Here is a 19,757-nt window from a genome sequence, read left to right on the forward strand (position 1 = left end):
ACCAAAGCACAAAATAGCTACGCCATTTTGTGCTTTGGTATTACATTGCTTTACTCGCAATATCCTTGCGGTAATACATCCCGTCATAGGCAATAAAGTCAACGGCGCTATAAACATTGGTGATAGCATTACGAATGTCATCGCCCAAAGCCGTTACCCCCAGCACTCGACCGCCATTGGTCACGATGGCATTGTTCTTGAGTTTTGTTCCTGACTGAAATACAAAGGCTCCTATGTCTTCGGCTTTACCGATACCTGTAATAAACTGCCCTGTCTCTACCTTGTCTGGGTAACCACCTGCGGCCATTACCACACATACGGATGACTGGTTTTTCCATTTAATTTGGGGGAAGTCAGCGAGGTTACCTTCGACACAAGCCATAAGCAAATCATCCAGATTTGTGTCCAGTAATGGCAAGACGGCTTGGGTCTCAGGATCGCCCAACCGACAGTTGAACTCCACAACTTTTGGTTCGCCTTCGGGAGTAATCATTAGCCCCGCATAGAGACAACCACGATAATCAATGCCTCTAGCATTTAAAGCGGCGATCGCAGGTTCTAGAACTTGAGTTTGCACTTTTGCCATCAACTCAGGTGTAGCGATCGGCGCGGGTGCATAGGCTCCCATACCGCCTGTGTTTGGTCCTGTATCACCATCACCGAGGCGTTTGTGATCTTGAGCAGGACTTAAGGGGCGAATGGTTTTACCATCGGTGACCGCAAGGACAGATACTTCTTGCCCTGTCATAAATTCTTCGATGACTACGGTTTCGCCTGCGGAGCCGAACTGTCCTGCGAAAATGCGATCGATCGCTTCGTTAGCTTCTTCGAGGGTCATCGCTACGGTGACACCCTTACCGCTAGCTAGACCATCAGCCTTAATCACAATGGGTGCGCCTTGTTGCTGCACATAGGCTTGAGCCGCATTGAGACTCTGGAAAGTAGCACTGGCGGCGGTGGGGATATTGGCTTCTTGCATCAGTGCTTTTGCCCAAGATTTACTAGCTTCAATCTGTGCGCCTTCTCGTGTTGGGCCAAAAATTAATGCTTCGGCTGCTTGAAAATAATCAACAATGCCAAGTGCTAGGGGCAGTTCGGGACCAACTATTGTAAAACCAACACCTTGCACTTGGGCAAACCTTAAAATCCCCTCAAAATCATCAATGCTCAGAGAAACGTTCTGGCAATTGGGCATGGTTGCCGTACCGCCATTTCCTGGAATACAAAAGACGCGATCAATATTGGGGGATTGCAGAAGTTTCCAAGCTAAGGCGTGTTCTCTACCGCCACTACCAACTACGAGGACTTTCAAATTACACCTTTAATACTCACACTAGTTTTGCTTTCTGATTTACAGCAGCTTACGATTTGAGCAAATCCCAATCAAAGTTTGAGCAGCGTTACATAAGGTTTTTGCAATTTAGTAAAGAACCAGATTTTTTTATAGCGCGGCTTTGCTGTGCCATAAAAAAATCAGTTCTTTACTGTATGCCCCTTAGCAAGGCTTTTAAAACATTATTTAGCATTTAGTCAATGGCAAATTACGATCCAGAAAGCGCCGATTGATCAGATTTTGGGCATCTAAATACTGGTTGATCAGTATATTAGATGCCCAAAAATCTAATTTGTCAGGAAGCTATTATACCTTGAGGAGTAGAACCTAGAGAAATTTCGTCGCCAAAGCTGATTTTTTTGGTGAATTGAAAGGCTCCTGCGATCGAACCCCACACCCGTTCATCGGTGACCAAATCATAGCCACGATCAAGGCTGCTATAGCTATTCTCAGTCACTTCAAACTCAATCGAGAGATAGGTATCGACACCCTTGCGATTAATGCAGCACTTTTTCCCAGGCTCGACAGTGCCTTTAAAAGTAAGCTGATCGGCGCGATGTACCCATTGCGTACAGCCTTGCAATTGGGCGATCGCATTTGCATCCATCTCCTTGAGCTGATCGCGATCGCGACTAGCACCAAAGAATTTTTCGGCATCTGTAAGACGATAGTTGATGATTTCAATGCGATCGTTTTGAAAGATCAGGTGTAAGACTGCTGTGCGATAGGGATGATGTAGCTCATAGTCGTAAGCTTGCTCAAGAAATAGCCATACTCCATCCTCAGTAATCGGGTTGGGCAAGGTACGGATACCAACGCGGATATGGGCAAAAAATGGGGGGTTATCGATCGCTTGTTCCCAATTACTATGATCGCCTGCTAGCCATTGAGCAAGGACATATACATCATTGGGATGGGTAAGTACTGTCATAGATTGTTAAATTAAGATAATTAAATGAATTAAATATTAAGTAAAAGAGATGTGAATAGAGCTTAGGGTTCTGCGATTTGATAAGGAACCCGATTTTCGATGGCGCGGCGAAGCCGCGCCATCGAAAATCGGTTCTTTATTTTACGGTGAAGCCCTTAGAGCAAGCAAAATCAAAATAATTGATCCTGCTAATGATCCTAAAAGTGAGCCTTTAACACAAAGCAAATCTGGCATCTTTATGTTGTGAAGCAACTTCGCTACTCCACAACATATTGGCTCTTAGCGATCGCAATTATATATGACCTACTCTGTGGGAATCCCTAAGTCTATGAAAACACAACAATTCTCAGACAAGGACAATTTTAGACTTGAGCAATCTGCTCATGATGGCGAGACAGCAAAACCAAAACTTGCTCCCGAACTTCTTAAACAATTACATAGCCTCGATCAACATCCGCACCGTTTGCCCATTTTCATTGCTTTGTACATAGTTTCGGCATTGGCAGCCTATGCGTTAGTACAGGCGATCGCTACACCTTGGTCTTATGTATTCTGTTTACCCCTGTATCTTTTGGCAGCAGCTTCTTTGCATGGTATTAGCCTGTTTACCCATGAGGGAGTGCATGGCGTACTCAGTCGCAATCTGCAATGGAATCGGTGGCTGAGTATTCTTTGTGCTTTACCCGTTGGGCAAAATTTCTCCGCTTATAAAGTCTTACATCTTAAGCATCATCAACACTTAGGTGTAGAGGGAGATCCCGATCATTACAAAAACTATACAAAATGGAACTGGTTAACCTTTTTGATGCATTGGGGAAGATTGATAATTGGTTATCCTGTCTATATTGTGGCGATTCCGATTCTTGGCTTTTGGCAGGGAAATCATAGCGATCGCCTTTGGATTGCGATCGAAGTGGGCTTGCTAGGCTTATTAGTTACGACTGTGTTACTTTCCCCTCTACCTCCAGCTTTGCTAATTCATGGTTGGCTAATTCCGATGCTGTGGATTAACACGATGGTGAATATTCGCGGCATGAGTCAGCACACACTCCTCGAACATGAAGCAGATTTAATTCGCGGAACTCGCACGATTCTGACAGTTCCCTTAGTGCGATTCTTTATGTGTAATGAGAACTATCATCTAGAACATCATCTCTATCCAGCCGTGCCTTGGCATCATTTACCACGCTTGCATCAAGAGTTGAAATCAGATCTGATCCAACGGGGTGCACCTTATATTCCTTCCTATTTTTCTTTTGTGCAAGACTTCATCTCGGCAAGCTGGCAGCGTCGGCAAGTCGGTTCCGTTGTGATTAATTGATGTTACGTGGAACTCAGATGGTGAATCTCTTGCTAGTAAAGAAGCAGGGCAACCACAGGGGATTGCCCATACCCATTTCCGTAGGGGCTGTGCCCCCGTGCCAGCCCCCAACCTATGCTATTGCAGGAATTCCTTCCATGTAACGTCAGTGATTAATTAAGTAGAGAGAGAAATATGCAAACTTTAATCAGAAAACCGATCGCTAATCCTAGAATTCGGCAATATCCTGAATTGGCTATAGCTGATTTGAGCAAATTACCATCTTTGCAGTCAGCAGTTTTACGGGTAGCAGAAGTTTATGACTTTAATTTCCATCCCTATATCCTTTGGATGGAAGATCCTCTGACCGATCGCGATGCTTTTCGGCAAAGTCAAGTTCCCTTTCGGTTTGCAGTAGAGTCATTCTCTCAGCCATTGGCGGCAGTATTAGCCAGAACCACAACCCTAGAATATCGATTGCCTCTGCTTGCAAATATCACTGAAGAACATGGACATGGCGATCGCTGGCGATCGCATAAATATACGTTTCAGCAATATCTTCGCGCCTTGGGCGTAACTGATCGCGAACTAGATGCTACCTGCACGATGCCAGTATTAGCCTTTAACCAATCGATTTTGACATATTGCTTAATGCAGTCGGGTGAATCAGGAGCGGCGATGCTTGGCATGATCGAGTATCTCTATGTCGGGATTAGCACCGCTATCGCTAGGACTTTGCAACAACGTGGTTGGACGGCTACTGGCAGTCAGTCCCACTATGCAGTGCATGAGAAGTTAGATACCGAACATGCCAGAGACTTGCTGCATTTAGCAGAAATGGGTTGGATGAATCCCTGTTCTCGAGAGCAAGTTGTCCAAGGATTAGCGCTGGGCGCTCACTATTTTTGGAGTTTGTATCGTGATTTGTAACTTGAAGGCTAGCCCCGTCTCAGAAATTGCGTTCTCACAAGTACGCGAAGATCCTCGCATTGAATTACGGGTCATCCAAAAACTAGCAAAGTATCAGCGACCACTCAGAATCCTTTTGGTGGCTTCAGGTGGTTGTACAGCCCTCAGTTTACTAACTAGCCCTGCGATCGCCAAAATCGAAGCCGTAGATCTCAATCCCGCCCAACTACATCTTGTGGAATTGCGCCGACAAGCCCTATTGCATTTGCCGCTAGATGCACAATTACGATTGATTGGAGCCGATCAAGCTGCTAGCGATCGCGATCGCCTCAGCATCTATGCCAACTTACGAGCCTATTTGCCGAAACCCACCCAAGCATTTTGGGATGCTAGACAGGAGCAAATCGCCTTTGGAGTCAATCGAGTGGGACGATTTGAGCAGCTATTTCGCGAACTTGCTACAAAATTTGCTCAGCTTGGGATTGCTCCTTTAAAAGAACCCTTAACCGCAATTCAACATCCACAATGGCGCAATCTGTTTGAGCAGGTATTTGAACGGGAGAGACTTGTCCTAACTTTCGGTGAAGCGGCAGTTAACTATTCGATGGATCGCAGTTTTGGCGAACATTTTGCTGATGTATTTGCCCAAGCTTTGCAGCGTTTCAATCCCAGAGAAAATTATTTTTTAACCCAAGTCTGGGGCGATCGCTACACCAACGATCTTGCAGGTGAAGGATTACCTCTATATCTCCAAGACTCCTCTCAGAAAGATATTCGGGAACTAGGAACAGAAAGATTACAATTGCATCAGGGGGCATTTGTCGATCGCCTTCAGCAACTTGCCGAAGTGGAAAAATTCGATTTGATTCAGTTTTCTAATATTTCCGACTGGATGCCTTTGAGCGATCTTCATCAAATGTTGACGGATGCGATCGCTTGCTTGAAATTAGGAGGAGCGATCATTGGGCGGCGGCTCAATGGCGATCATCATTTAGCCGCAGTCATGGCGGAGCGTATAGCCGTTGATCACAATCTTAGTCAGGAATTATTATCAAGCGATCGCTCATTTTTCTATCGTGAAGTTGTAGTAGGTTTTCAGTCATGAAGTTTCATCGTGTTGAATTAGCCGAGCGTTCTTTATTTCAAGTCGGCATTGAGGCGATCGAGCAGACTGCGTTCTATCCATTGGGAAACGACTCGTTCCAAATTGATCATGGTGATAACTACTTTGCCTTTTTTGATCGCCTTGGCGATGTCAATTACTTTGTTGCCTTGGATGGTGAGAGGGTCGCCGCAGTTGGTGCTGGCATTCTTCGGCAAGTAACCGATCTCCAAGGAGAATCGTCGCGTTTAGCTTGGTATTTATGCGATTTAAAAGTGCATCCAGACTATCAGAGACAATATCTTTCGATGAGGCTCCTGCATTATGCTTTACAGTCCTGTGTGAGTAAATGCGATCGCGGTTATACGATTTCGATGAACACCAGCGATGGCAAGCCCAATCGGTTGGTGCGTATTTATGAGAAGTTTAACCTTTTGCGATTCCGATGCTCATCGATATTAGGGATCTACAGTGTAGACGAGTCCACTATGCGATCGCTGGAACCGATACTAATAAAATATCGCGGTAAGATTTCCTATCTATCTCTGCAAGGAATTAAGGATTTAAAGCTCCAAAGTAATGGAAAAATGCTGCCATTGCTGCATGTGCAGTGGGGCGAAAACATGCAACTAGAGATTGAGACTCCGCTAGCTGGATATACCCATATGTTTTGTGTACCTAGTGGCGATCAACTCGCGATCGCATTGGGAACCAAAGAGATTTTCCCCAATGCGACGGCTAGTTTGGTCAGTCATGGAATGAATCAATGTGATTGGCGATTTGTTTTAACTAGCGATATTTAATACCAAGCGAAGTATGGGTTTGTTTCCCCGCCGAAGGCGGGGAAACAAACCCATACTTCGCTAGATTGATAAACGATATAAGGATTTTAAAAACCTCAAAAAGATGTAATACAAGCGCAGCGTGCATTACATCTTTTTGAGGTTATTGTAAAGACGAAACTACGCGCATGATTTCTTGGATATTAATCGGTTTACTGACGTAATCATTCATACCTGCATCGATGCAAGCTTGGCGATCGGCGGGCATTACATCAGCAGTCATGGCAACAATCTTAACTTGACTCATTAACTCATTACGAATAATTTTTGTAGTTGTTAAGCCATCCATTCCTGGCATCTGCAAATCCATTAGTATCAAATCATAGGTATGATTTCTTAAAGCTTGTAGTGCTTCTAATCCATTGGTAGCAATATTAGCGACTTCGTAACCAAGTTTTTTGAGCAACGCGCAAGCAACCATTTGATTAACCTGATTATCTTCTACTAAGAGAATCCTCAAGGGTAATTTCTCGGCAAATTGTTGATCGATCGCTATTTTCTTTATAGAAGATTCTAGAGGCTGTCTAATTTTTTCACTAGTTGAGAAGATGATCGCAAAGTGAAAGGTTGAGCCTTGGTTCTCCAGCGATGGTTGCCAGTCTGCGGGAGGATAGCCACCCACTTGACCAAAGCTTTCTACCCAAATTGTGCCATCCATTAACTCGACGAGACGTTTGCTGATCGCCAGTCCTAATCCAGTGCCACCATATTTCCGACTAACGGAAGCATCAGCTTGGGTGAAGGGTTGAAATAACTGATTAATGCGATCGCCTTTGATGCCAATACCTGTATCCGTGATCGCAAACTTTAGCTGATACTTTTCCCTTACTCCTAACCCCTCTCGCTCTGGGGAGTCAGGAGATTTTGCTTCTTTTCCTTTTAGGAGGGAGTATTTGATACCGAGGGGCTGACCAGTGACTGAAATTAAGACCCGCCCCTGTTTGGTAAATTTCACCGCATTACCGACAATATTTAACAAAATCTGGCGTAGACGAATGTAGTCGCCAATCACGATGATGGGTATTTCAGGGGTGATCGCATACTGGAGTGTAATATTTTTATCATTGGCTTGGTTTTCTAGTAGCTTACAAACGCCACTCACCACATCTTCTAATACAAATTCCCATTCTTCGAGTTCTAACCTTCCTGATTCAATTTTAGAGAAGTCTAGAATGTCATTGATCACGGTTAACAGAGCTTCACCACTATCTCTAATTGTTTGCACAAAATCCGCTTGTTCTTCTGTCAGATCAGTGGTTTCTAGAAGCTCTGCCATTCCAAGTACACCATTCATCGGGGTACGAATTTCATGACTCATATTCGCTAAAAATATACTCTTTGCTTTGGTATCAGCCTCTGCTTTATCCTTAGCCTTGGCTAGTTCTGTTGCAAATTGTTTGCGCTCGGTAATGTCCAAGTTTGTCCCAAACAGCCGCACGACTTGCCCTTGGTCGTTGATTTCTACTTCAGCACGTCCTTCATGGTAGCGAATAGAGCCATCAGGGCTAATGATCCGATAGTCGATGCTGTAGGGAGTCCCATCTGCGATCGCGCGTTCAATATATTTCTGTAAGGTAACTCGATCATCAGCATAAATTAGCTGAAGATAGTCTGCATAGCTAGGTTCTGGCTGGTTAGGGTCAAGCCCAAACATATGGAAAAGTTCCTTTGACCAAGTAATTTTCTGACTTTGAATATCAAATGACCAGTTGCCAATATGGGCGATCCTTTGAGCTTCAATCAAGGCAGTTTCACTTTTTTGTAATAATTCTTCAGTTTGTTTACGTGCAGTAACATCTAAAATCACTCCATGCCAAGCAATATCTCCATTTTCTTGTAGGACTGGGCGCGAATTTGCCTGCAACCATTTCAGTTTGCCAGATGGTGTGATAATTCTCCATTCATGATGAAATGGTTGTAAGTTCGCCTTACTATCGGCGGAAGCTTTGTAGTAGCCATCACGATCTTGAGGATGGATTTGATCGAGGTAAATGGATGCATTGTTAAGTATTAGCTCCGTCTTGATCTCATGAATTTCCTCAAATATCGCACTCATATATTCAAATTTTATAGAACCATCAACACAGGCGAGCAAGATATAGATTGCTCCTGGTGAAGATGCTGCTATTTCTCTGAATCGAGATTCGCTAACTTGAAGGGCTATTTCAGCTTGTTTGCGAGCGCTAATGTCAATCACTACTCCATACCAAGCAATATCGCCATTGTCTCGCATTTTAGGGCGAGAGCTTCCCTTAATCCATTTAATTACTCCTGATGGGTTGATAATTCGCCACTCATGAAAGAATGGCTGTAATGTTTCGAAACTGTGTTGTACTGCGTCTTGATAGCCAGCAACATCATCTGGATGAATACAATTAAGGAGAATGGAAGCGTCGGCTAGAACTTCTTCCACCGTTAGCTCATGAATCACTTCGATCGCTCGACTCATATGTTCAAAATAAAAGAAACCATCAACCCGCATCACGAGAATGTAAATGTTAGCAGGTGAGGATTCAGAAATTTCCAGAAATCGGGTTTCGCTTTGCTTTAAGGCAATTTCAACTTGTTTGCGATCGCTAATATCGGTAATTGTGCCAACTAACTTAATCACCTGCCCCTGTTCATCACAAATTGCCTCGCCTCGGCTGATGATGTAACAAATGGAACCATCGGGTCGAATAATGCCATGCTCGACAGTGTAAGGTGTGCCATGCGCGATCGCCTCTTCTACAACTTCACGGAGCTTAGGCTGATCATCGGGAGGAAGCAAGTCAAAAAAGTTGGCATAGTTCGGCAGTGGCACATTAGGATCAAATCCTAGAATCTGAAATTGCTGAGCTGACCAAGTACTTATCCCCGTCGCTACGTCAAATTCCCAACTGCCAATCCGCGCAATGCGTTGGGCTTCTGTCAATGCGATCGTTTTTTCAGCAACTTTTCGTTCTAAATCAAGCTCATAATTCAATCGCATTTGATCTGCACTACGAAGATCAAGCATCATCTGATGTAAAGCCTCTTTCAGAATCTGCACTTCCGTAATGTGTGTATCTGGAATTGGTTGATCGAGACGTTTTTCAGCAAAAGATTTGGTGGCTTGAGTCAGATGAGACAGCGATCGCCCAATGCGTCGAGATGTCCAAATGCCAATTCCTACAGAAACTATTAGAGCAGAAATACATAAAAATCCTGTACGGTAAGCATTTGCCTGAATTTCGGTGATGAAGTCAGATTCAGGAATAATGGTCACTACCTGCCAGTTCAATCCATATTTGTCCTGATAAGGCGTAATCTGCACAAATTGACGATATCCTTCAATATTCAGATCAAACTGTCTAGATTCTTTGAGACTATCGAAACTACCAAATTGCTGAAGTAGTTGTTTAGAAACTTCCCTTGTCAATCTATCTTGACTGTTGATCGCCGTTAGTCGAGTAAATTTTCCATTAAACTGTTTCAATCCTGAAGCTTCCGCAGCCACAGATGTCGCCACAAGCTCGCCCGATCGCTCGATGATAAATATCTGTCCAGTGGTCGTAAATTTTAACTGAGAGAGAAACAGGCTGATATCTGACAAGAAATAGTTAGCTGTGAAAAAGCCATAAAATTTGCCATTGTCATCAATGACTGGAGCAACCGCAACTATTTGTAGCATTGGGATAACTCTTGCTAAAGATATTGGTGTCCATGATTGTCTTCCAATAGCTCTTGCTTGCTTGTACCAAGCACTATTGCGAAAGTCATCGTTAAATTGTAAAAACAGTTGAGAGGGCTTGCCTTGAGCATCAACTGTATAATATCGACGCTGATTGGGAATTATTTCGTTAAAGAAAATGGAGCCAAGAGGAATGGTTTTGCCTGTGACTTTTTCGGCAAGTTGTAGTACTTCTTTTGAGGCAATTCGCAAGTAGCCATCCACTGTACCTGCTTCACTCCAAAAACTACTTGCTAGAAGAGATGGATTTAAAATGATTTGTTGCCAAAGTTGTTCCCGCAGTTGTTCTTGGTTTTCAAGATTTAGGGTTCCTTGTTTCACTGCTAACTGATTAGCTGCCACAATCTGTTGCGATCGCTGCAAATAGTTGTCGAGGCGATCGCTTACCCTCTCTGAGGTTTGGCGCAATAGCTGATGAGCCAAATTCGCGATCGCTTGCTGTCCACTTTGATATGACAAATAGCTAACTAATGTAACAGTCCCCACAACTAACGTCACAAATGGAACAGTTAGCACCAAGCTAAGTGGAACTTTGGAGAATAGCGTTCGCTTGTGGGAAATGCTCATCAAGAATATTTTAAGATTAGTGTCTATTATATCGAAAAATAGCCTTGTATGCATTTGTTAGCATAGAGAGAAAACTAGATTCATAATTGCTTGGATGTTAACGGGTTTACTGATGTAATCATCCATACCTGCCTCAAAACAAGCTTGGCGATCTTCGGGCATAGCATCGGCAGTCATGGCAATAATCCGCACATTACTTCTTAACTCAGTGCGAATTATCTTTGTAGCAGTTAACCCATCCATGATCGGCATTTGGACATCCATTAGAACTAGATCATAATCATAATTTTTCACTGCTTGTACTGCTTCTAATCCATTGGTGGCGATCGCATCAAGATGATAGCCAAGTCTGGCAAACATCAATTTAGCAATTTTTTGATTGACGAGGTTGTCGTCTACCAGCAGAATTCGTAAGGGATGTTTTTCTGCCATTTTGTCGTCAACCTCAAACACTTGCGCTGAGATGGCTTGAGGCTGTTTGTGTGTCTGGTGAATAGATAAAGTAACGGTGAAGTAGAAAGTTGCTCCTTGAGGTGAATTACGAGGTTGTGACTTCCAAACTATGGGTGGTTTACCACCAACTTGACCGAGACTCTCTACCCAAATTGTGCCGCCCATCAGTTCTGTTAGACGTTTGCTGATGGCTAAGCCCAGTCCAGTACCACCATAGTTCCGACTAATTGAAGCATTGGCTTGGGTGAAGGGTTGAAATAGTTGGTCAAGGCGATCGCTCTGAATGCCAATACCTGTATCAGCGATCGCAAAACTTAGCTCATAGTCTTCCCTATCTTCAGCCATATCTTGTTCTCCTCTTTCTCTGGGAGAGTAGCTAGGAGTGAGGGCTTTCCCGCTAACTGTGATCATAACTTGACCATTTTGAGTGAATTTAACCGCATTCCCAACTAGATTGAGGAGGATTTGACGCAGACGGGCGCGATCGCCGATTACATGCTGGGGGATATTAGGGGCGATCAGATATTGAAGATTAATTTGTCTCGCGATCGCTTGATTTTCTAATAACTTGCAAACTCCTCTGATCACTTCTTCTAGGACAAAATCTTTAGATTCTATCTCTAACATTCCTGATTCGATTTTTGAGAAGTCGAGAATGTCATTGATAATCGTTAAGAGAGCTTCACCACTATCTTTGATGGTTTGGACAAATTCCTGTTGATCGGTTGTCATCGAGGTCATTTCCAGAAGTTGCGTCATACCAATCACCCCATTCATCGGGGTGCGAATTTCATGGCTCATACTTGCCAAAAAGGAACTCTTTGCTCTAGTAGCTTCTTCTGCGGCAGCTTTTGCTTCAGTTAAGGCTATTTGGGTTTGTTTGCGGGTGGTGATATCCACTACGCGCACTAGATTGAAACGATTTGAACCAAAGGTAATTTGTTTAGCAGAAAGATCCCCCCAAAATTCACGTCCTTTGCGAGTGATATATTCAACTTCTAAGCTCCAGAATCCTTTTTGATTTATCTCTTGGTCTATTTGAGCAAGTTCTTGTGGTGTGAATTGTCGTTTTTGGAGAATATGACCTTCAATATTAATCAAATCATCTTTGCGATCTACTTCAAAAAGCCTCACCGCTTCCTGATTGCAATCGATGGTACGCATAGTCTCACTATCGACTAGAAACAGTGCATCACTTGATTCATTAAAGATTACTTCTCGCAAATCTCGGCTTTGAATTAGTTCTTGTTCCAGTTGTTGGCGATCGCTAATGTCATGAACAAGAGAAAACATTGATCTCAAATCCCCTGACTGATCAACTAGTGCGGTGTTATACCATTCACAGTAGATGATCGAGCCATCTTTGTGATAGTTGCGATTTTGACAGGTTATGCTAACTCCACTCATTAATTGCGTTGCAGCCTGATTCACTTGTTCAAGATCATCTTCAAAGATAAAAGACAACTCATACATGGTCTTACCCAAGACTTCTTCAGGACTCCAGCCAAATATTTCTTCAGCTTGTTTAGACCAATAGGTGATCCGAAATTCTTGATCCCAACGGATAGTTGCTAGAGGTGAGTTTTCAATGTGGTAGTTTAATTGATCAAGGGTTTGCTGCAAGCTTCTTTTAGCTTGTTTGCGATCGCTAATATCGATATGAATTAGCATCACGCCATAATATTCGGAAGCGATCGGCGCAGCACTGACGCTAAACCAACGTAAAATCCCATCAGCACATGCAATTCCCGTTTCTACATCGTAAATAGGAACCTGATTTCTTAAAGCCTGAATACAAGCATATTCATTGATAGGCATCATGGAACCATCAGGACGAATTACATCAGGACTTGGCTCACGCTTTTCCCACTCTAATTGTGGCAATGGCTGAGGCTTGCCAAGCCAGCTTTCCGCAAGGTCATTGCTCTCAAGGATGAAGCCATTTTTATCGGTAATGGAAATGCCGATCGGTGCTGTTTTGAAGAGAACTTTGTACTTTTCCTCTGATTCTTTCAGGGCGATTTCCCCGCGATCTAAGGATTGCCGTACCTGTTCTGTCATTTGGTTGAAAGACTTAGATAATGTGCGAATCTCCGCGATCGCGTGATTTTCTGGTAAAGCCTCTTGCCACTCTCCATTAGCGATCGCTTTACTAGACTGACTCAATCGCAAGATCGGCTTAGTAATCCAACGAGTTGTGATGATACTAAGCCCTACGGAGATAATTAACGTTATTCCACATAACAGGACTGTCCAGACTCTATCGGCTTGGAGCTCAGTCATCAAGTCTGACTCAGGTATAACCACCACAACTAACCAATCCAGACCATTGCGATCGCGGATTGGCACAGCTTGGGCAAGTTGCAGCTCGCCATTGATCTCAAAATTAAATGACTCTACTTGAAGAATATTAGCTAGATTGCCAAAGCGATCGCGCAAATATTTCACTGATCCATGAATCTGAGGATTTTGGCTATCACTTGCCTTTAGTAATTTCTGTTCCTTTAAATTTTGAGAAAGTTGGTAAGTTTTTTGAGCCTTTGATGAAGTTGCCACCAAGGTCTCATCACGCTCCATGATAAAAACTGACCCTGTTTTAATATCAATGCTTCTCAGAAATTCACTGATAGCTTCAAGGCTGCGAAGCCCATAGGTGACTCCCAATAAATTTCCATTGTTGAGATCATAGATTGGCTCCGCAAGGGCTACTAATAGTTCTCCTGTGTAAATATGCGGATATACAGAAGTCCAAGCTGCTTTTTTTGACTGTACTGCTACTTGATACCAAGGACGCTGACGAGCATCAAAGTTAATCGATGTCTCGGTTACTTGCGCTGGTGAGCCATCAGGATTTGTGGTAAAGGTTCTATATCTGCCACCACCATCGGGAGCAGCCCGAATGTTAAATGTGCCATCTTTCAGCCGTTCTACGGCCCGATGCCCTCCCCTTGGTGTTCCAAATCCAACTATCGTAATCGGTGATAAAGAATGAAGTTGCATTTGTTCCCAAGCCTGTTGCTCTTGGCTAGAGAAGTCATCAAATCTCCATATATTCCGACGCAGTGCGCTAATATTGTTCTTGTTAACTTGGTCAATAGTTCCCAGATAGGTGGTTGTTTGCTCTATAGCACGGGTACTAATTTCCCTGTTGAGCCTTTGAGATAGCTTATTAGCCGACTCTTGCCCCCGACGATCAGACAAATAAGCAACTAACCCTACAGCTCCAAAAGTTTGCACTGCAAACGCCAATAACATCAAACATTGGAGAGGGATGCTACGAAATTGAGACTTTTGGCAATCAATAATCATTTAGGGCTAATTGCAGATCTCTAACATTTTTGCACTATTTTACGGATATTGCGGTGGCTAATCCGTGAATATCACGGATTGATTACGTCCTTTCTGTTTTGCATAATACAGGGCTTGATCGGCTTGATTGATTAAGACATAAGGCGGTCGCTCCAGATTAGGAATGTCAGAGGCTATGCCCATACTGATCGTAACCACATCACTAACCTCTGAATCTTGGTGGGAAATTTGTAAAGCGGTGATCGCTTTATGTAAAATATGCGCTACAGCGATCGCCCCTTCTAGACTAGTATTTGGCAAAATTACAATAAATTCTTCTCCACCATACCGCGCTACTAGATCGGCGGGTCGGCAAACTGCCTGATCTACAGCTTGGGCGATTCTCAGCAAACATTCGTCCCCCAATTGATGTCCATAATGATCGTTATATCGTTTGAAATAATCCACATCAAACATGAGCAGAGATAAAGGCTGTTTCTCGCGATGGAGTCTTTGCCATTCATAGAGAATCCGCTCATCAAAACAACGGCGATTGGCTATTTGTGTCAATCCATCCAGATTCACCAATCTTTGGAGTTCCTGATTCGCTTTTTTGAGGTCTGTTTCTACTTGAGCGAGGGCAATCTCTGATTGTTTGCGATCGCTAATGTCAATAGCAAAACCATACCAAGCGACATCATCATTATCTCGACGTTCAGGAACTGCTTGAGATTTAATCCATTTTATCTGTCCTTGAGGTGTGATGATCCGCCACTCAAGATGAAATATTTGCATCGTTTTGAAGCTTTCTGCCATTGCTTGTTCATAGTCTGCTAAATCGTCGGGATGGAATAGCTCTTGGCGAAGATTTGAACTATGCTTCAAATACTCAATGCTTACGCCTAACAATTCTTCAGTGGCAGGACTAGCATATTCAAAAAGCGTCCTACCATCAGGACGACGCACCAAAATGTAGATAGCTTCAGGAGAAATAGTTGCGATTTTCTGAAATCTAGCTTCGCTCTCCTTGAGAGCCAGTGCGGCATATTTGCGATCGCTAATATCTGTAACCCTCACTAGATTCATCTCCTTACCAGCAACAGTGATCGGTTTAGCGGCAAGATTTCCCCAGAAATGTTGTCCCTTTTTGGTAATGTATTCTGTCTCTTGACTCCAATATCCAAACTTCTCAATATCATTGCCAATCGATTTTATTTCAACTTCTGTAAACTTGTTTTTTTGTAAGGTTTGTCCTTCAATCCCGATCAGTTCCTGTTTACTATCTGCTTCAAACATATCTACAGCACGTCGATTGCAGTCAAAAATCAACATACTAAAGGGATCAACCAAAAAGATGGCATCAGTTGATTCGTTATAAATGGCTTCTCGTAAATCATAGTTATAGGCTAGATCTAGTTCGGCACGTTTGCGATCGCTAATATCTATTGAAATTGAGGCGATCGCACAGGGCTTATCATGATTATCCATAATTGGGAACTGCGTAACCCAAAAAGTCCGCATCCCATCAGGAAGTTGTAAACTTTGTTCAAAATCAATTGCAAGCCCTTCAAAGATGGCTTGTAGTTCATATCGACGGATATTTTTGACAACTTCAGTAGAGAAAAAGTTGTAGTCATATTTGCCTAAAATTTCTGCTTCAGGAACTTGCATAAAATAGGCAAATTCCTGATTAACCGAGAGATATTTACCTTCTAAATCCTTAATAGCAATCAAAGTCGGAGCGTTATCTAAAAAAGCTTGTAATTTCAATTCGCTGCGGCGCATCGCTTGTTCGGCAAATTTGCGATCGCTAATATTGACGTGAACTAACACCACACCATATTGCTCTAACGGAATCGGACTGGCACTCACACTAAACCAACGCAGAATTTCATCTTCACAGACAATACCTATTTCCACATCATCAACAGATTGACTGCTTTTCAAAGCCCTAACACAGGGATATTCCTCGACAGGCATGGGTGAGCCATCAGGACGAAGCACATTAGGATTAATTTTGCGTTGCTGAAGACATCCGCTTTCTGAGGGATTTGGAATTCCTAACCACTTTTCAGAGATAGCATTGCTTTCGAGAATACGGGCTTCCTTATCGGTTATCGAAACTCCTATTGGTAAAGTTTGAAAAAGAACTTTATATTTTTCTTGCGATTCTTTAAGAGCGATTTCGACCGCTTCATAGGACTGCCTCACCCAATATGCCATGACCAGCCCAAACCCAATCGATAGCACCAAAACCCATACATACATCCAGATCTGCCAGTTACGATCAGACAGATTATTAATCAGTCCGACAATCATCAGAGCTTGTACCACAAACGGCAATATCATCACCAATTGTAGAGGGATGCTACGAAAGTGCTCATAAGATAAATAGGATTTGACAGGCATTGATTAAAGACCAGCAAATGCAAGTTTAGGGTTCTGAGATTTAATAAGGACTTGATTTTACTGTGAGTCCCTTACGCAAATGCGCCAAGAACTCAAGTTTTTGGCTAAAAGCTCAAGTCCACTGAAGTGGACTAAAGAATACTTTCAAGCAGGGTTACTTTGGGAACCATTAAGAATTACTTTCTGCGGTCAAAAGTTCTAAGAGATCCCCCTCATCAATCCTCCTTAGAAAGGGGAAGAATTTAATTCTCCCTCCTTTCTAAGGAGGATTGAGAGGGTTCTAGCCAATTCTTAAATAGTTTCCTTAAGCTTACCCAATAAGGGTGATGTAATTTAATAAAAAACTAGATTCTTAATGGGGCGGCATTGCCGCCCCATTAAGAATTGGTTCCATATTTTGCGGCGAAGCCTTAATCACTTTAGAATTAAGGAAAGTTCACCATTTTGCATGACTGCATCACTACTGTTGCTAGCAAATCCAGCTACTTTAACATGTTGAAAAATTTGTGTAATGGGTAAATTGCTTATCTTTTCAGAAGTTTCATTCACCACCTTGAGATTTAATAGGCTGGTCTGTAACCAAGACAGATCAAGATTTTTGTCAAGATATGCGTAGGTGAAGCGATCGCTAGGTAACTTCGCCAAAATAGTTTTAAAACTCTTGGATGCAGCGATCGAGTCATTATTTTTGAGTGTTAACGCTGACTCTAAAATTGGTAGTGAATTAGATAGATACACATAGTCTTTAGTTTGAGCATGTGCTGCGGCGACATTGCCTGACACCGCAAAGTTATCACTAGCTGAGAGCTTCGTCCAAATGGTCACAGGTTGTGACTTCAGAGAGATTTCTCCCACAGTCAGCTTGTTTCTTGCCATGTCATCAAGAGAACTGAGCGCTTCCTTAGCCCCATTCGCATCTTCCACCTTCGCAACTACTAACCAATCAGGATCGCTGCTTGATTTGGGAAATAAGGCGATCGCATAGTCCTGTTGCGCCCATGCAAAAGCATTGCCATCCATAGGAATTGGGGCAATGCTTTTGATCAGTGCTTGTTTCCATTCGGGGAGCATTGTATTTTGCAGCCCTTGCCAAGTTTGTGTGAGATTATTCCCAATGACTACGGAACTTCCTGAAGGAATCGCATTAGCAATATTTCCTGAGGATTTTTTGGTGGTCTTGAGCTTCGTTTCTTGGAGAGCGATCGCAGTTTCTGTCTTGTCGCTGGCAGTTGCTAAGGTCAAGGCTGTTTTTACTCTGAGCCCAGTCTTATCGAAACCTAAGCCCATTAATAAGCTTTCTTTGGGTAACTCTTCACCGAACTCCGCAAGGTTTACATAAGCCACACTGACCTTGCCAGTATTTTTACCTGTACTCAACTGAGCGAGGCGATCGCGATAGTTACTTAGACTTGCTAGAGCCAATTCAGGCTTTTGGATTGCATCGATCGCTTTGCGTAATACCCGCGCATCATTGGCAAACAATACAAATTGATCCAAAGTTGTCCCCGCGATCGCAGGTTTGTCATCTACAAAGCTCGTACTTAAAATCGATATACCTTGATATTGCTCAAAGCCCAAATCGGAGCCATTCACTGCCAACCTTTGCCAAAAAGCATCAATACTCGTTTTTGCGAGGTCAGCATCTTTTGCCGCAAACGCTAATAAATAGCCTGTTTGCAAACCATTAGCGGGCTGAGCATCAAGATCAATATCAGTGACAGCTAAGGTAATTTCTTGATCGAGCCAAGGCTGGATATCGCGTTCGTAGTCTAATAACCAGTTTTGTTGCAATTGCTGTTTGAGGTTAGCCAATTCATGACGCACATCGCCGCGATCGCTTGGTTGGGCAGCTAACTGGGTGAATAGTCCCAATTTTTCTGGATTCACCAAAAACGATAAAAATAAAGGCGATCGCTGCGGCAAAAACTTCACAGCTAGTGGCTGAGTTTTGACTCCCGCCAAAACCTCACGGGGAATTGCGCCCAAAACTTTGCCCACGGCACTCAAGCTCAGCACCAGTAGCAAAATTCCAACTACCGCAATCCCAACAAAAACAGGTTTTATTTTCATATAAATCACCAATCACCAAAAATTAATTATGAGAATAATTGCAATATCTTTAACCTGATTGAGCAAGATTTTCATTCGCAAAATCAATCAAGCTTGATAGTGGAGAAATAAAATCAGTAGCTTGAGGATCTATCGGCTTGCCAATAAATGCACGATCAAAAAATTTAAACATTCCTCTATGTTGAGGGTTATTAATCTCGTTATAAAAGTTAACTGTTACAAAGCAGACTAAGGGAATTGTCGGAGGATTATAAGAAATTTCGTATTTATCACGAACTTCACAATCTGACATCGCAATTTCCATAAGGAGTTTCCATTTATATGTCTGACCAGCACGTTCTCTTAATGAAGTTTTAAGTGAAAGAATAATACATTTATTTAGTTCTAAATTTTCTTTAAGAGAATAAATCACCAAATCCATATCTGGCTTTTGAGTTTCATCTCCAACATTAATAGTAGAGATTTTCTCGAAGCCTAAAATTTTAGCCTTCTTCGAGGTTATGTAGATACCTTCCGCAAGATTTCCAACTAACTTATTTTGGATAAAAATATAAACAATTATGTTCGAGAAAGCATTGCCAACAATACTTTTGCGAGTTTGAGACTTATCTTTAATTTTCCCTGTTGCCACTCTTGCATCTAAGAGATTTTCTACATCATTCTGTGCATCTCTTAGAATTTCATTCAAATGATTTAAAACTTCAATCCAGCCAATATTAGGATTTATTGCGGATGCAACCCAATCATCCACTTTCTGCTTACTTATTGGCATATAGTAGATTTTTGGCAATTCTTTTAAAAAACTTGCTTCATCTTTACTAAGAACTATATTTGTCATTAA

The 19,757-nt window shown here is 42.6% G+C and carries 11 protein-coding genes; 4 read left to right on the top strand and 7 right to left on the bottom strand.

All coding sequences use genetic code 11. The annotated features are described in order from the left end of the window. Positions 1 to 40 precede the first annotated feature (40 nt). Together purD and H6G05_RS08555 are read right to left on the bottom strand one after the other, a co-directional pair. The gene (purD, locus tag H6G05_RS08550) at positions 41 to 1,312 is read right to left on the bottom strand and encodes a phosphoribosylamine--glycine ligase (protein ID WP_190577772.1); all 1,272 of its coding nucleotides are present in this window, start codon (positions 1,310 to 1,312) and stop codon (positions 41 to 43) included. Between the two features lie 316 nt (positions 1,313 to 1,628). Further along, a complete protein-coding gene (locus H6G05_RS08555) occupies positions 1,629 to 2,264 on the bottom strand; it encodes a chromophore lyase CpcT/CpeT (protein ID WP_190577773.1) in 636 nt (211 codons plus the stop codon). A gap of 328 nt (positions 2,265 to 2,592) precedes the next feature. Here H6G05_RS08555 and H6G05_RS08560 point away from each other — a divergent pair, with 328 nt between their 5' ends. The 4 genes from H6G05_RS08560 (at position 2,593) to H6G05_RS08575 (ending at position 6,378) form a co-directional block, all read left to right on the top strand. Then, positions 2,593 to 3,585 (top strand): fatty acid desaturase family protein, encoded by a 993-nt coding sequence (locus H6G05_RS08560; RefSeq protein ID WP_190577774.1) that lies wholly within the window; start codon positions 2,593 to 2,595, stop codon positions 3,583 to 3,585. Between the two features lie 174 nt (positions 3,586 to 3,759). Continuing rightward, positions 3,760 to 4,494: an iron-containing redox enzyme family protein gene (locus H6G05_RS08565; RefSeq protein ID WP_190577775.1), complete on the top strand. Its 735-nt coding sequence runs from the start codon at positions 3,760 to 3,762 to the stop codon at positions 4,492 to 4,494. Then, positions 4,484 to 5,578 (top strand): DUF3419 family protein, encoded by a 1,095-nt coding sequence (locus H6G05_RS08570; RefSeq protein WP_199310393.1) that lies wholly within the window; start codon positions 4,484 to 4,486, stop codon positions 5,576 to 5,578. The genes H6G05_RS08565 and H6G05_RS08570 overlap by 11 nt, the downstream gene beginning before the upstream one ends. Then, positions 5,575 to 6,378: a GNAT family N-acetyltransferase gene (locus H6G05_RS08575; protein ID WP_190577776.1), complete on the top strand. Its 804-nt coding sequence runs from the start codon at positions 5,575 to 5,577 to the stop codon at positions 6,376 to 6,378. The genes H6G05_RS08570 and H6G05_RS08575 overlap by 4 nt, the downstream gene beginning before the upstream one ends. 142 nt (positions 6,379 to 6,520) lie before the next feature. On the opposite strand, the gene H6G05_RS08580 is transcribed toward H6G05_RS08575, so the two are convergent. The 5 genes from H6G05_RS08580 to H6G05_RS08600 form a co-directional block, all read right to left on the bottom strand. Continuing rightward, positions 6,521 to 10,696, bottom strand: coding sequence for a PAS domain-containing protein (locus H6G05_RS08580; RefSeq protein WP_190577777.1), 4,176 nt, complete (start codon positions 10,694 to 10,696; stop codon positions 6,521 to 6,523). Between the two features lie 57 nt (positions 10,697 to 10,753). Beyond that, entirely contained in the window at positions 10,754 to 14,458 is a 3,705-nt protein-coding gene (locus H6G05_RS08585; RefSeq protein ID WP_190577778.1) for a PAS domain S-box protein, read from the bottom strand. A 57-nt stretch (positions 14,459 to 14,515) separates the two neighbouring features. Then, complete coding sequence (locus H6G05_RS08590) at positions 14,516 to 16,846, bottom strand: diguanylate cyclase domain-containing protein (protein ID WP_190577779.1); 2,331 nt, start codon at positions 16,844 to 16,846, stop codon at positions 14,516 to 14,518. A 414-nt stretch (positions 16,847 to 17,260) separates the two neighbouring features. Further along, entirely contained in the window at positions 17,261 to 18,916 is a 1,656-nt protein-coding gene (locus tag H6G05_RS08595; protein ID WP_190577780.1) for a DUF3352 domain-containing protein, read from the bottom strand. Between the two features lie 49 nt (positions 18,917 to 18,965). Then, positions 18,966 to 19,754 carry a BsaWI family type II restriction enzyme gene (locus H6G05_RS08600; protein ID WP_190577781.1) on the bottom strand — a complete coding sequence of 263 codons (789 nt, stop codon included), beginning with the start codon at positions 19,752 to 19,754 and terminating at the stop codon, positions 18,966 to 18,968. Positions 19,755 to 19,757: the final 3 nt, after the last annotated feature.

Source organism: Phormidium tenue FACHB-1050 (assembly GCF_014696925.1).
Classification (GTDB): domain Bacteria; phylum Cyanobacteriota; class Cyanobacteriia; order Pseudanabaenales; family Pseudanabaenaceae; genus Pseudanabaena.

Bases quoted from the DNA above. Each gene is read 5' to 3' on its own strand.
- H6G05_RS08555 (WP_190577773.1), bottom strand. From the start codon at position 2,264: ATGACAGTACTTACCCATCCCAATGATGTATATGTCCTTGCTCAATGG.
- H6G05_RS08560 (WP_190577774.1), top strand. From the start codon at position 2,593: ATGAAAACACAACAATTCTCAGACAAGGACAATTTTAGACTTGAGCAA.
- H6G05_RS08565 (WP_190577775.1), top strand. From the start codon at position 3,760: ATGCAAACTTTAATCAGAAAACCGATCGCTAATCCTAGAATTCGGCAA.
- H6G05_RS08575 (WP_190577776.1), top strand. From the start codon at position 5,575: ATGAAGTTTCATCGTGTTGAATTAGCCGAGCGTTCTTTATTTCAAGTC.
- H6G05_RS08580 (WP_190577777.1), bottom strand. From the start codon at position 10,696: ATGAGCATTTCCCACAAGCGAACGCTATTCTCCAAAGTTCCACTTAGC.
- H6G05_RS08585 (WP_190577778.1), bottom strand. From the start codon at position 14,458: ATGATTATTGATTGCCAAAAGTCTCAATTTCGTAGCATCCCTCTCCAA.
- H6G05_RS08590 (WP_190577779.1), bottom strand. From the start codon at position 16,846: ATGCCTGTCAAATCCTATTTATCTTATGAGCACTTTCGTAGCATCCCT.
- H6G05_RS08595 (WP_190577780.1), bottom strand. From the start codon at position 18,916: ATGAAAATAAAACCTGTTTTTGTTGGGATTGCGGTAGTTGGAATTTTG.
- H6G05_RS08600 (WP_190577781.1), bottom strand. From the start codon at position 19,754: ATGACAAATATAGTTCTTAGTAAAGATGAAGCAAGTTTTTTAAAAGAA.